The 12,351-nt window shown below is 73.1% G+C and carries 10 protein-coding genes and 2 pseudogenes; 4 read left to right on the plus strand and 8 right to left on the minus strand.

What is annotated here, in order from left to right:
- Positions 1 to 154 precede the first annotated feature (154 nt).
- The 5 genes and pseudogenes from M878_RS74950 to M878_RS74970 all read right to left on the minus strand — a co-directional run bounded on the left by M878_RS74950 (position 155) and on the right by M878_RS74970 (position 3,838).
- A complete protein-coding gene (locus tag M878_RS74950) occupies positions 155 to 529 on the minus strand; it encodes a roadblock/LC7 domain-containing protein (RefSeq protein ID WP_023549985.1) in 375 nt (124 codons plus the stop codon).
- Positions 530 to 803: 274 nt separating this feature from the next.
- Positions 804 to 1,091: pseudogene (locus M878_RS000000100165) on the minus strand (roadblock/LC7 domain-containing protein); the annotation flags it as partial.
- Complete coding sequence (locus M878_RS74960) at positions 1,072 to 1,872, minus strand: hypothetical protein (RefSeq protein ID WP_031225748.1); 801 nt, start codon at positions 1,870 to 1,872, stop codon at positions 1,072 to 1,074. The gene M878_RS74960 and the pseudogene M878_RS000000100165, both read right to left, overlap by 20 nt.
- Positions 1,869 to 2,252, minus strand: a complete 384-nt coding sequence (locus M878_RS74965; protein ID WP_023549988.1) for a hypothetical protein — start codon at positions 2,250 to 2,252, stop codon at positions 1,869 to 1,871. The genes M878_RS74960 and M878_RS74965 overlap by 4 nt, the downstream gene beginning before the upstream one ends.
- A gap of 179 nt (positions 2,253 to 2,431) precedes the next feature.
- Positions 2,432 to 3,838: a type III PLP-dependent enzyme domain-containing protein gene (locus M878_RS74970; RefSeq protein WP_023549989.1), complete on the minus strand. Its 1,407-nt coding sequence runs from the start codon at positions 3,836 to 3,838 to the stop codon at positions 2,432 to 2,434.
- Between the two features lie 138 nt (positions 3,839 to 3,976).
- Here M878_RS74970 and hutU point away from each other — a divergent pair, with 138 nt between their 5' ends.
- The 4 genes from hutU (at position 3,977) to hutI (ending at position 9,589) form a co-directional block, all read left to right on the plus strand.
- A complete protein-coding gene (hutU, locus tag M878_RS74975; RefSeq protein WP_023549990.1) occupies positions 3,977 to 5,641 on the plus strand; it encodes a urocanate hydratase in 1,665 nt (554 codons plus the stop codon).
- Positions 5,642 to 5,832: 191 nt separating this feature from the next.
- On the plus strand, positions 5,833 to 7,035 hold the full coding sequence (locus M878_RS74980) for an allantoate amidohydrolase (protein WP_023549991.1): 1,203 nt from the start codon (positions 5,833 to 5,835) through the stop codon (positions 7,033 to 7,035).
- Positions 7,032 to 8,393: a formimidoylglutamate deiminase gene (locus tag M878_RS74985; RefSeq protein WP_023549992.1), complete on the plus strand. Its 1,362-nt coding sequence runs from the start codon at positions 7,032 to 7,034 to the stop codon at positions 8,391 to 8,393. Before M878_RS74980 ends, M878_RS74985 begins: the two co-directional genes overlap by 4 nt.
- A 20-nt stretch (positions 8,394 to 8,413) precedes the next feature.
- Positions 8,414 to 9,589 (plus strand): imidazolonepropionase, encoded by a 1,176-nt coding sequence (gene hutI, locus M878_RS74990; protein WP_023549993.1) that lies wholly within the window; start codon positions 8,414 to 8,416, stop codon positions 9,587 to 9,589.
- A gap of 224 nt (positions 9,590 to 9,813) precedes the next feature.
- On the opposite strand, the gene M878_RS74995 is transcribed toward hutI, so the two are convergent.
- The 3 genes and pseudogenes from M878_RS74995 to M878_RS75000 all read right to left on the minus strand — a co-directional run.
- Positions 9,814 to 10,788, minus strand: coding sequence for a DMT family transporter (locus tag M878_RS74995; protein ID WP_023549994.1), 975 nt, complete (start codon positions 10,786 to 10,788; stop codon positions 9,814 to 9,816).
- A gap of 159 nt (positions 10,789 to 10,947) precedes the next feature.
- The gene (locus M878_RS000000100170) at positions 10,948 to 11,328 is read right to left on the minus strand and encodes an RICIN domain-containing protein (protein WP_023549995.1); all 381 of its coding nucleotides are present in this window, start codon (positions 11,326 to 11,328) and stop codon (positions 10,948 to 10,950) included.
- Positions 11,325 to 12,351 (minus strand): annotated as a pseudogene (locus M878_RS75000) (ricin-type beta-trefoil lectin domain protein); the annotation flags it as partial. The gene M878_RS000000100170 and the pseudogene M878_RS75000, both read right to left, overlap by 4 nt.

Raw genomic sequence — 12,351 nt, forward strand, 5'->3', positions numbered from 1 at the left:
GCTGTGGGTGCGCGTCGACTGGCTGGACCGGCGCGGCGGGCGCCCGGCCGGCAAGGACGTGAAGGGCCTGCGCGGTACGGGCATCGCGGCCGGCGACGCGGCCCCGGGCGGGGCCCGCCGCCGTACCGCGGCGCCGGTATAGGCCGGACCGGCCCTAGACCTCCAGCTCCCCCTCGATCCGCTTCAGCTGGTGCCGGGCCATCGCCAGGTTGGCCCGGGACGAGTCGAGGACCAGGTAGAGGAACAGGCCGTTGCCGCCGCGGCTCTTGAGCGGGCGGATCAGGTGGTACTGGTCCGTGAGGGTGATCAGGACGTCCTCGATCGCGCCCTTGAGGCCCAGTATCTCCATCGTGCGCATCTTGGCGCGGATCACGTCCGTGTTGCCGGCGGCGGCCACGTTCATGTCGAAGCTCTTGCTGCCGCCCATCGTGCCCAGCGCCATCCCGCTGGTGTAGTCGACGAGTGCGACGCCGGTGGCACCCTCGATGGAGGTGAGGGCTTCCTTCAGCGCTGTCTCGGAGTTGGCCATGCTGGTTCCTTTCGAAGGTGGTCAACTGTCGGTTGCGGTGCGCGCCTCGGCGGTCGTCGTGCGGGGCGCGCGCGTGCTGCGGGGGGCGTGCGGGGGTGGTCCGGTCGGTCCGGCGGGCGGCCCGGGCGGCCTCGGCGGCGTCGAGCAGCTCCCCGATGCGGGCGCCGGACCGGCGGCCCTCCAGGTGCAGCCGGCCGACGTTGACCCGGTCCTGGGCGAGCAGGGTCAGTACGGCGGTGCGGCCGGCCGCGTAGGTGGCGACATAGCCGCGCTCGCCGCGCACCAGCAGCTCCCGGAAGCCGCCGTGCCCGGTGGCGTCGGTGACCCGCACGGCGACGCCGAGCGCGGCGGCGGTGAGGGCGGCGAGACCCTCCGGGTCGACTCCGGGCGTGTCGTGGGCGACGACGAGTCCGTCGACGCCGGCCGCGAGCGCGCCGGTGAGCTGCGGCACCCGTCCGCGCAGCCGGTGCAGCTCGTCCAGGACGGTTCGGAGGTCGTCCTCGGACACCATCAGCTCTCTCCTCTCGGCGGGGCGGTGCCGTTCAAAGCGCCTCCAGCGCATCCCTGAGCCTCTTCAGCAGCGCGATGTCGGGGTCGGTGACCGGGGCTGGGGGCGGCGGGGGAGGTGCCGTGACGACGGGGGCCAGCGGGACGACATGGCCGGCCGCCGCCAGCCGGCGCACGTCGACCAGGGTGTGGAAGGCCTGCCGGCCCAGGTTCCGGGCGATCCCGGCGGCCGTGCGGACGCCGTCCACGCGGTCCAGGACCGCCTGCTGGCGGGGCGTGACGGGCACGGCCGGCGCCGGGTCGGCGCGGATCAGCGGGGCGCTGTCGGCGGACGGGTCGCGCCACAGCCGGTGGAGCAGCAGACGGCGGCGCAGCGTCTCGCGTTCCAGGGCGACGACCGGCACCGAGGGCAGCGAGTCGACGCGGGGCGTGTGGTCGTAGCGGAAACGGCCCGGGGCGCTGCTCGGGGCCAGAGCGAAGTACCCGGCGTCGTACACCGCGTCCAGCTGGCACAGCTCCAGCGCGCCCGCGGGTAACAGCCCCGAGTCCAGTAGGAGTTCGGCGGTGTGCAGCGGGCCGGCGGCCTGGGCGGCGGCCCGCTGCCAGGCGGCGGTCGCGAGGGTGCCGTGGGCCGTGAGGAGCACGTCGAGACCGGGGGCGAGCGGGCTCTCGGCGTGCACCACCCGGCCCTCGGCGAGATACAGGGTGCCGTGCTCGCGGACCAGGACGCCGGTGGCCCGCTCCTCGGCCAGCCGGGTGAGCATCGGCGACAGCGCCCGGCCGGCCGACTTGTCCCGCACCGGCAGGGGCGGCGGAGGTAAGTGCGCCACGGTCATCCCAGCACCAGCCGGGACGCCATCTCGCCGAGGCGGATCCGGGCGAGCGCGAGATTGCCCTCCTCGCGGCCGAGCCACAGATGCAGGAAGACGCTGCTGTCGAACGACGTGTCCACGAAGCGCAGCAGGTGGTAGCTGTCGTGATTGCTGACGATCACGTCCTCGACGGGCGGCCGCCCGTCACCCCGGGCCGCGAAGGCGCCGTGCTCCGCGGCCATCCGGGCCAGTTCTGCGGCCTCGGCGGCGGTCGTCTCGTGATCGCCGCCGGGGGTCTCCCCGACCGTGCCGAGGGCCAGTCCGCTCGTCCAGTCCACCAGCGCCGCTCCCCGGGCACCGGGCAACCGCATCGCTTCCAGCAGGCACTCGTCGATTCCGGGCACCGTGGCTCCCCTCCCGCCTGGGACTCCGGCTGAGCGACAGCGACACTACGCAACGTGCGCACGGGAGGTGAGGCCTTTGGCATTTTCCAGTGGAACGTGCGTCCGGCGCACTAGTGTGGGTCAACTGACTTGTGTGACAAAGGAGTTGATCCACTTGGCCGACGGCTGCCGATGGTGCGTCAACGACTCCCGGACGCCCGCAGAGTGGTGAGCGCGTCCGCATGCGCCCCTCCGGACTCCGCCACCACCTCGGCGACGGTCTGCGGTTCCCGTACGACCGCGAAGGTCACGCCTCCCGCACCGTCCGGCGCGAAGCCGTAAATACCGGGCCGTGCAAGGGAGTTGTAGGCGTAGTGGTGGGCGAAGTAGTACGCGCCCGTGTCCAGCGCCGCCGCGTAGTCGCCCTGTTCCAGCGGGGGCAGCGCACGCCCCTCGGCCAGCAGGTCGCCCGAGAAGCAGGCCGGCCCGGCCACGTCCTGAACCACCTCGGGCCCCGTCCTGGGCCGTCCCTTGGCGTCGTACGCGGCGATCCTGAGCGGCCACGCCTCGGGCGCATACACCGTCCGCGTCGCCACCTGCACGCCCGCGTGCGTCACCGCGATCCGCCGCCCGCCCGAGCTCTTGGTGTACTCCACCCGCGCCACCACCGTCCCGTGCCGGGCCATGAGCGACCGCCCGAACTCGGTCACCAGCCCGTACCGCCCGTCGAACAGCCCTGGTACCTCCTCCGCCAGCACGCGCGCGTACTGCGCGTACGTCGGCGCCGCCACCTCCGAGGCGAAGTCCACCGACAGCCCGCCGCCGATGTCGAGCGTGTCGACCTGCCGCCGCCCGGCCCGCGCGTTGATCTCCTCCGCGAGCGCATACGTCTCCGCCACGCCCCGCGCCAGCAGCGGCATCGGGATGCCCTGCGAGCCGGTGTGCGCATGCAGCCGGGTCAGCCACGGCCGCTCCAGGAACGCCCGTACGACCCACTCGCGCGCCCCCTCGTCGCGCAGGCCGACCCCGAACTTGGAGGTCGCCGTCGCCGTGGAGGTGGCCCCGATCGAGCCACCGCCGATCTGCGGGTTGATCCGGATGCCGAGCGGAGACCGCAGAGAGGTCATGGGGGCACCTCCCACGCCTTCGGGGCCGCGAGGGAGGACCAGGGCGTCGAGCCGGTCCAGCTCCTGCGGGTTGTCCGCGTTGACGGCGATGCCCAGCGTCAGCGCCTCGCGCAGCTCGGCCGGGGTCTTCGCGGGCGCGTCCAGCACCGTCCGCTCCGCCGGCACCCCGGCCGCCCGCGCCAGCGCCAGCTCGCCCGGGCTCGCCACCTCCGCGCCGAGGCCCTCCTCGTGCAGCAGTCGCAGCACCGGCACCAGCGGGGTCGCCTTCACCGCGAAGGCGTGCAGCACCGGCGTCCCGGACGGCACGACCGCGTCGAACGCCGCCCGCAGAGCCGCCGCCGACTGCTGGATCCCGGTCATGTCCAGCAGCCCCAGCACGGCCGCGTCCGGACCGAGCAGCCCCTGCTCCACGGCGGCGCGCACCGCCTCGTCCCGCCGGGCGGCGCGCTCCTGTGCCTCGGCCTCGATGTCCCGCTCCACGGCATCTCCCCTCGTGTCCGCCTCCGGTATATCCAGCCAAACACCGACGGTGCGCGAACAGGGTCGTTCCGATGTATTGACTAGTTCTATTCAGGCGGACAGGATGTGAATAGACGTAGTAACAGGAGGAGGCAGACGATGTCGGGACCCCGCCCCGTACGAGCACCGCGCGGCACGGAGCTCAGCGCCCTGGGATGGCAGCAGGAGGCCGCCCTGCGCATGCTGCAGAACAACCTCGACCCGGAGGTCGCGGAGCACCCCGACAAGCTCGTCGTCTACGGCGGCACCGGCAAGGCCGCCCGTGACTGGCGCTCCTTCGACGCGATGGTGCGCACGCTGAAGACTCTGAAGCAGGACGAGACCATGCTGGTCCAGTCCGGCCGCCCGGTCGGCGTGATGCAGACCCACGAGTGGGCCCCGCGCGTCCTCATCGCCAACTCCAACCTGGTCGGCGACTGGGCCAACTGGGAGGAGTTCCGCCGCCTGGAGGCCCTCGGCCTGACCATGTACGGCCAGATGACCGCCGGCTCCTGGATCTACATCGGCACCCAGGGCATCCTCCAGGGCACCTACGAGACCTTCGCCGCCGTCGCCGCGAAGAAGTTCAACGGCACCCTGGCCGGCACCATCACGCTCACCGCCGGCCTCGGCGGCATGGGCGGCGCCCAGCCCCTCGCCGTCACCATGAACGACGGCGTCGCGATCTGTATCGACTGCGACCCGCGCGCCATCGAGCGCCGCATCGAGCACCGCTACCTCGATGTGAAGGCGGACTCGCTGGACCACGCGCTCCAGCTGGCGGTGGAGGCGCGTGACGCCCGCCGTCCGCTGTCGATCGGCGTCCTCGGCAACGCGGCCGACCTGGTCCCGCAGCTGCTCGCGATGAACGCCCCCATCGACATCGTCACCGACCAGACCTCCGCCCACGACCCGCTGTCCTATCTGCCGGTGGGCGTGGCCTTCGAGGACATGGCCTCCGAGGCGGCGAAGGACCCGGCCGGCTTCACCACGCGGGCGCGTGAGTCCATGGCGAAGCACGTCGAGGCCATGGTCGGCTTCATGGACGCCGGCGCCGAGGTCTTCGACTACGGCAACTCGATCCGTGGCGAGGCCCAACTCGCCGGGTACGACCGGGCGTTCGCCTTCCCCGGCTTCGTCCCCGCGTACATCCGCCCCCTCTTCTGCGAGGGCAAGGGCCCGTTCCGCTGGGCGGCGCTGTCCGGTGACCCCGCCGACATCGCCAAGACCGACAAGGCGATCCTGGAGCTGTTCCCGGAGAACGAGTCCCTGGCCCGCTGGATCAAGATGGCCGGCGAGCGCGTCCACTTCCAGGGCCTGCCCGCGCGGATCTGCTGGCTCGGCTACGGCGAGCGCGACAAGGCCGGCGAGCGCTTCAACGACATGGTGGCGAGCGGTGAACTCGCCGCCCCGCTGGCCATCGGCCGTGACCACCTCGACTGCGGCTCGGTGGCCTCTCCGTACCGCGAGACCGAGGCCATGCTCGACGGGTCCGACGCGATCGCCGACTGGCCGCTGCTGAACGCCATGGTCAACGTGGCCTCCGGGGCGTCCTGGGTGTCCATCCACCACGGTGGCGGCGTGGGCATGGGGCGGTCCATTCACGCCGGGCAGGTGACGGTGGCCGATGGTACGAAGCTGGGTGGCGAGAAGATCCGGCGCGTGCTGACCAACGACCCGGGTATGGGCGTCATCCGGCATGTGGACGCCGGGTACGACATCGCGGAGTCGGTTGCGCAGGAGCGGGGGGTTCGGGTGCCGATGCGTGAGGGTGACGGCGCGTGACCCAGGATGCAGGCGGGCACAGCGGCAATTCTCCGGTGAGGGCTGAGGTCTCGTCGCCGGGTGCGGGTCCCGCTGTGCCCACCCTCCCCCAGTCTCGGCTTCGCTCGACCGGGGGGACCCCCATCGCCCTGCGGAACGACTGCCCACAGCCTGGCGGGTCCACCGCCCAGCATGCGCCCTCCTTCCAGGATATGTGGCGCGAGCTGCTTCCCATCGGCCGTCACTCCGACTCCGGTGGCTACCGGCGGTACGCCTGGACCGGGGCCGATGCCGAATGCCGGGCCTGGTTCAAGCAGCAGGCCGAAGACCGTGGGCTGGCGTACGAGGTCGACCGGAACGGGAATCAGTGGGCCTGGCTCGGGGATCCGGCTGCCGGGGACGCCGTGGTCACCGGGTCGCATCTGGACTCGGTGCCGGACGGGGGTGCCTTCGACGGGCCCCTCGGGGTCGTGTCCTCCTTCGCCGCCCTCGATGAGCTGCGCGGCAGGGACGCGCGGTTCAGCAGGCCGCTGGCCATCGTCAACTTCGGTGACGAGGAGGGCGCCCGGTTCGGGCTCGCCTGTGTCGGGTCGCGGCTCACCGCCGGGCAGCTGACCGTCGAGCAGGCGCATCGGCTCACCGACGGGGACGGGGTCAGCCTGCCGCAGGCCATGGAGGCAGCCGGGTACGACCCCGAGGGCATCGGAGCCGACCCGGAGCGGCTGGCCCGGATCGGTGCCTTCGTCGAGCTGCATGTCGAACAGGGCCGTGCTCTGGACCTGTCCGGCGACCGGGTCGGCATCGCCAGTGCCATCTGGCCGCACGGACGCTGGCGGTTCGACTTCCGGGGCGAGGCCAACCACGCCGGCACCACCCGGCTGGTCGACCGGCGGGACCCGATGCTGTCGTACGCCGAGACCGTGCTCGCCGCCCGACGCGAGGCCCGGCTCGCGGGCGCCGTGGCCACCTTCGGCAAGATCGCCGTGGAGCCCAACGGGGTCAACGCGATTCCCTCCCTCGTGCGCGGCTGGCTCGATTCCCGCGCCGCCGACCAGGACACCCTGGACACGGTGGTCGGCGGTATCGAGAAGGCGGCCCGGGAGTACGCCGATGCCCACGGCATCGACCTGGACGTCGTCCGGGAGTCCTTCACCCCGGTCGTCGAGTTCGACCACGCCCTGCGTGACAAACTCGGCCGCATCCTCGGCAAGGACACCGACCTGACGGTGCCCGTCCTCGGGACCGGGGCCGGACACGACGCCGGAATCCTCTCCGGCAGCATTCCGACCGCCATGCTGTTCGTGCGCAACCCCACCGGTGTCTCGCACTCCCCGGCCGAGTTCGCCGCCGAGGACGACTGCGTGGCCGGGGTGCGCGCGCTCGCCGACGTACTGGAAGGGCTGGCCTGCAGGTGACCACGCGGACCTACTGGTTGGAACACGCCTGGCTCGACACGAACGTCGAGCCGGGCGTGGCCCTCACTGTGTCCCTCAGCGGCTCCGCCGCGGGGTCAAGCGGGCGGATCAGCGCCGTCCGCACCGGCGTCCCCACGCCGCCGCCCGGCGCCGAGGTGCTGCGCGGGCTCACACTCCCGGGGCTCGCCAACACCCACAGCCATGCCTTCCACCGGGCGCTGCGCAGCACCGTCCAGGTCGGCAGCGGCACCTTCTGGACCTGGCGCGAGGTGATGTACTCCGTCGCCGACCACCTGACCCCGGAGACCTACCACGCCCTGGCTCGCGCGGTGTACGCCGAGATGGCCCTGGCCGGAATCACCTGTGTCGGCGAGTTCCACTACGTGCACCACGCACATGGCGGCACCCCCTACGCCGACCCCAACGCGATGGGCGAGGCGCTGATCGCGGCCGCCGCCGAAGCCGGTGTCCGGATCACCCTCCTCGACACCTGTTACCTGTCCTCCGGCTTCGGCGCGGCCCCCGACACCCACCAGCTGCGGTTCTCCGACGGCAGCGCGGAGGCCTGGGCCGAACGCTGTGCAGTTCTCAAGGAGCGGGATCACGCGCGGATCGGGGCGGCGATTCACTCCGTACGGGCCGTGCCGGCGGACCAGTTGGCGACCGTGGCCGGGTGGGCGGAGCAGCGGCGGGCACCGCTGCATGTGCACCTGTCGGAGCAGACCGCCGAGAACGACGCCTGCCTCGCCGCCCATGGCTGCACGCCCACCCGGCTGCTCGCCGACCACGGCGTCCTCGGGCCGCGCACCACCGGTGTGCACAACACCCACCTCACGGACGAGGACATCACCCTGCTCGGCGGCTCCGGCACCGGCACCTGTATGTGCCCGACCACCGAGCGGGACCTGGCCGATGGCATCGGCCCGGCCGTCGCCCTCCAGCGGGCCGGCTCCCCGCTCTCCCTCGGCTCCGACAGCCACGCCGTCATCGACCTGCTCGAAGAGGCGCGCGCGATGGAGCTGAACGAGCGGCTGCGCACCCGCACCCGGGGCCACTGGACGGCCGCCGCCCTGCTGCGGGCCGCCACCGCCGACGGCCACGCCGCCCTCGGCTGGGACGAGGCCGGCACCCTGAAGGCGGGCGCCCTCGCCGACTTCACGACGATCGCCCTCGACTCGGTCAGGACAGCGGGGCCGCTGCCCGGACTGAGCGCCGAGACGGCCGTATTCGCGGCGACCGCGGCGGACGTACGGCACACGGTCGTGGGCGGCCGGCAGGTCGTACGCGACGGGGCGCACACCCTCGTACCGGACGTGCCGCACGCTCTCGCGCGGGCGGTCGAAGCCCTCCGCTCCTGACCACCACCCACGAGGACACCATGAGCAGCAGCACCGTCATCACCAACATCGCCACGCTGGTCACCAACGACCCCTCCCTCGGTGACGGCTCTCCCCTCGGTCTGATCCAGGACGCGGCCGTCGTCATCGACGGCGACCGTGTCGCGTGGACCGGTGAATCCAGCAAAGCACCCGCCACTGACAATCAGGTCGACGCGGGCGGCCGGGCGGTGCTGCCGGGCTTCGTGGACTCGCACTCGCACCTGGTCTTCGCCGGCGACCGCACACGGGAGTTCAACGCCCGCATGTCCGGCCGCTCCTACACGGCGGGCGGTATCCGCACCACGGTCGCCGCCACCCGGGCCGCGACCGACGCGGAACTGGAGGCGAACCTGACGCACTACCTGGCGGAGGCCCTCCGCCAGGGCACCACCACCTTCGAGACGAAGTCGGGCTACGGCCTGACCGTCGAGGACGAGTCCCGCGCCCTGCGCATCGCGGCGCGGCACACCGACGAGGTGACGTACCTCGGCGCGCACATCGTCTCGCCCGACTACGCCGACGACCCGGCCGCCTATGTCGCCCTGGTCACCGGCGAGATGCTGGACGCCTGCGCGCCGCACGCCCGCTGGATCGACGTGTTCTGCGAGAAGGGCGCCTTCGACGGCGACCAGGCCCGCGCGATCCTCACAGCGGGCAAGGCGAAGGGCCTGCACCCCCGCATCCACGCCAACCAGCTCTCCTACGGCCCCGGCGTCCAGCTGGCCGTCGAACTGGACGCGGCCAGCGCCGACCATTGCACCCACCTCACGGACGACGACGTGGACGCCCTGGCCAACAGCCGTACGGTGGCCACGCTCCTGCCCGGCGCGGAGTTCTCCACCCGCGCCGAGTGGCCGGACGCCCGCCGCCTCCTCGACGCAGGCGTCACGGTCGCCCTCTCCACCGACTGCAACCCGGGCTCGTCCTTCACCTCCTCCGTCGCCTTCTGCATCGCCCTGGCCGTCCGTGACATGCGGATGACCCCGGACGAGGCGGTCTGGTCGGCCACGGCGGGCGGTGCGGCGGCCCTCCGCCGCACCGACATCGGCCGGCTCACCCCCGGCGCCCGGGCCGACCTGACCCTCCTGGACGCCCCGAGCCACGTCCACCTCGCCTACCGCCCGGGCGTACCCCTGGTCAGCGGGGTGTGGCGCGGCGGCGTACGGGTCGTCTGAGCGGGAGTCAGACCGCCTGGGTGTGCGGGACGGTCAGGGCATCCTCCCGGGCCGCGGCCGTCCGGGTACGGCCAGCCGCAGACGAGGGAGCCGGACCCGGCGGCGACAGCCATGGCACCGGCTGCCGGGGCACCCTCCCCCACGCTCGAACAGACTCGCGCGGGGGACCCCCATCGGATGCGCCGCCTCGTCTCCGAGCCCACCGAACGCCTGGGCGCCTGAGCTCACACCGCGGTCTCAGCCCCCGTGGCCTCGGCTCCCGTCCCTGCGGTCGCCACCTCCGTGGTCTTTCCGGGCCCCCGCTCCCGGTCCGCCACCGACCGCCCCCACGCCGTGCCGGCGAGCACCAGGACCGCGCCGAGCAGGCCCGGCCAGCCGGGCCGGTCACCGCCGACGGCGATGCCGACCGCCGCGGCCCACACCGGTTCCGTGCCGAGCAGCAGGCTCACCCGGGAGGGGGAGGTACGGCGCACCGCCCACATCTGCACGAAGAACGCGAACAGGGTGCAGAACGCGGACAGATAGAGCAGTCCGAGCCAGTCCCCGGCGCCGAAGCCGGCCGCGGCCGCCCAGGGCGAGGCACCGGTGCCCGGCAGTGCCACCAGCGCTGCGAACACGACGACCGCCCCGCCCAGCTGGACGGTGGTCAGCGACAGCGCGTCCGCTCCGCGCACCGACTCCATGCGGGACATGGCGAGGACATGCACGGTACGGGCGACGGCGGCCCCCAGCATCAGCAGGTCGCCGCCGTTCGGGGCGCTGAAACCGGTGCCCTGGGTGAGCAGTGCCACGCCGAGCACCGACAGCCCGGCGGCCGCCATGAAGGCGCCCGGCAGTCGGGTGCCGCGCACCCGGCTCTCGGCCAGCGGGGTGAACACCATCGTGAGGCTGATGATCAGCCCGGCGTTGGTCGCCGAGGTGTGCACTACGCCGTACGTCTCCAGCAGGAAGATCCCGGCGAGGATCAGTCCCAGCAGCCCGGCCCCGCGCAGCTGCACGGCGCTCAGGCCGCGCAGCCGCCGCCAGCCCGCGGCGACCAGCACCGGCAGCGCCACGGCGAACCGCAGCACCAGCACGGCCGCCACGGTCTGTTCCGTGGTGACACCCTTGGCGGCCAGATAGCTGGAGCCCCACACCACCGCGACCAGCAGGACGGGAAGATCGGTCAGCCTGCCGCTGCGGGCCGCGGTGACGGGCATGGGCACTCCTCTGGGGAACTGCGGACGACGGTCGTCGCCCAGCAGCAGGTCACCGGGCTCGGACAGCGTAGTCGTCGGCGGGTGGGCGCCCGAGTCGGCTACACCCCGCTCGCGACGCCCGAACCCCCGTGGAAATGGGCAGACCTGGCGCGTCAGCGGTTACCGTGCCCCCGCCCGCCACCTCTGATCCCGCTCGCCGTCCAGTGGGTTCAGGGTCACCTCGTGCCGGCCGTCCGGAGCCACCGCCGTATCGATGGCGATGTCCGGGCGGATCGTGCCGTCGGGGTCGACGGTGAAGCGGAGGTTGTCGCCGTTGTCGCTGTAGACCGCGTCGCACTCCCAGATGCCGACGCCCCGGTCGACCGAGCCCCGGCTGTCCAGGCAGAAGCGGTCGTCGGCTGCCGAGCGCAGCACGCCCAGGTAGGTGTCGACCCGCCAGCGCTGGGTGAGGGCGGAGGAACACGGTGCCGTGATGACGTCGTTGCCTTCCGACAGGTCGCCGTCGCGGATGTCCAGGCAGCGGCCCGTCGCCAGGTTCACCAGCTGGGAGAAGGAGGTGCCAGGAGGGGCGAACGGGGGTGTCGGGTCGGGCGTGGGGTGCGGGGACGGCGAGGGGGTCGTCGTGGGGTGGGGTGAACTCGGCTTCGGGGACGGGGAGTTCGGCAGCGAGTGTGTGGGGAGGGGGACTGGGACGGGGTGACGGAGACCGTCGCCGTCACCGTCACCGGTGGGGGTGTCGGGGTCGCGGCCGTCGGTTGTGACTCGTCGGTGTGTGCCGGGGCGAGCAGGAACACCAGGAGCGGGGTAAGAGCCACGCCCAGGGCCGCCGAGGCCAGCAGGATGCGGCTGCGGGGCGGCCAGGTCATGCCCACGGCCGTGGGATCGGGGGCCGGTGGACGGGGCTCGTCGGCGCGTATGTACGCCGTTCCGCTCCACGGCAGCAGGCCCTCCGCCAGGGTCTGCCGGGGTGTGTCCCGCAGGGCCCGCAGCTCGTCGAACGCGGCCGTGCAGTGCGGGCAACGGGCCATGTGGGCGTCCAGGTCGGCGCTGTGACGCGGGCCTTCCGGTCGTACCGCCTCCTCGATCAGCCGGCGGAAGTCCGCGCAGCGCGGGTCGTCGGAGGCGGCGAGGCCCGCGCGCAGGCAGGCCTGAGCCAGGGCCTTGAGGGCCTGCGGGGTGCCGTACGCCACGTCCGTGCGGCTCAGACCGAGGAGGGTGGCGATCCGTTCCTGCGGCTCCTCCTCCAGCACGCCGTACCAGATCAGGCCCTGGGTGCGGGACGGCAGTGAGCGGAACGCGGCGAGGAGCGGCGGGGTGGGGCCGTCCAGCAGGCCGGACGTGTTCAGGACGAGCAGCAGTGCGGGGTCGAGGCCGGCGACGCGCTCGTCGCGTGCCCAGGCCGCCGCCAGCCTGGCGGTCAGCAGCAGGAGCCGGTGGCGCAGCGGGACGGCCGGGTCGACGCCCCGGGCCGACTCGCGGGCGGCCGTGGTCACGACCTCGGCCGCCAGCCGGCGCGCGGCTGACTCGCTCGCCGCGCACAGCCGGGCGTAGGCCAGGACCGCC

This window comes from Streptomyces roseochromogenus subsp. oscitans DS 12.976 (assembly GCF_000497445.1).
Lineage (GTDB): Bacteria > Actinomycetota > Actinomycetes > Streptomycetales > Streptomycetaceae > Streptomyces > Streptomyces oscitans.

Coding starts and splice junctions, on each gene's coding strand:
- M878_RS74950 (WP_023549985.1), bottom strand. CDS start 529: ATGGCCAACTCCGAGACAGCGCTGAAGGAAGCCCTCACCTCCATCGAG.
- M878_RS74960 (WP_031225748.1), bottom strand. CDS start 1,872: ATGACCGTGGCGCACTTACCTCCGCCGCCCCTGCCGGTGCGGGACAAG.
- hutU (WP_023549990.1), top strand. CDS start 3,977: ATGTCGGGACCCCGCCCCGTACGAGCACCGCGCGGCACGGAGCTCAGC.
- M878_RS74980 (WP_023549991.1), top strand. CDS start 5,833: ATGTGGCGCGAGCTGCTTCCCATCGGCCGTCACTCCGACTCCGGTGGC.
- hutI (WP_023549993.1), top strand. CDS start 8,414: ATGAGCAGCAGCACCGTCATCACCAACATCGCCACGCTGGTCACCAAC.
- M878_RS74995 (WP_023549994.1), bottom strand. CDS start 10,788: ATGCCCGTCACCGCGGCCCGCAGCGGCAGGCTGACCGATCTTCCCGTC.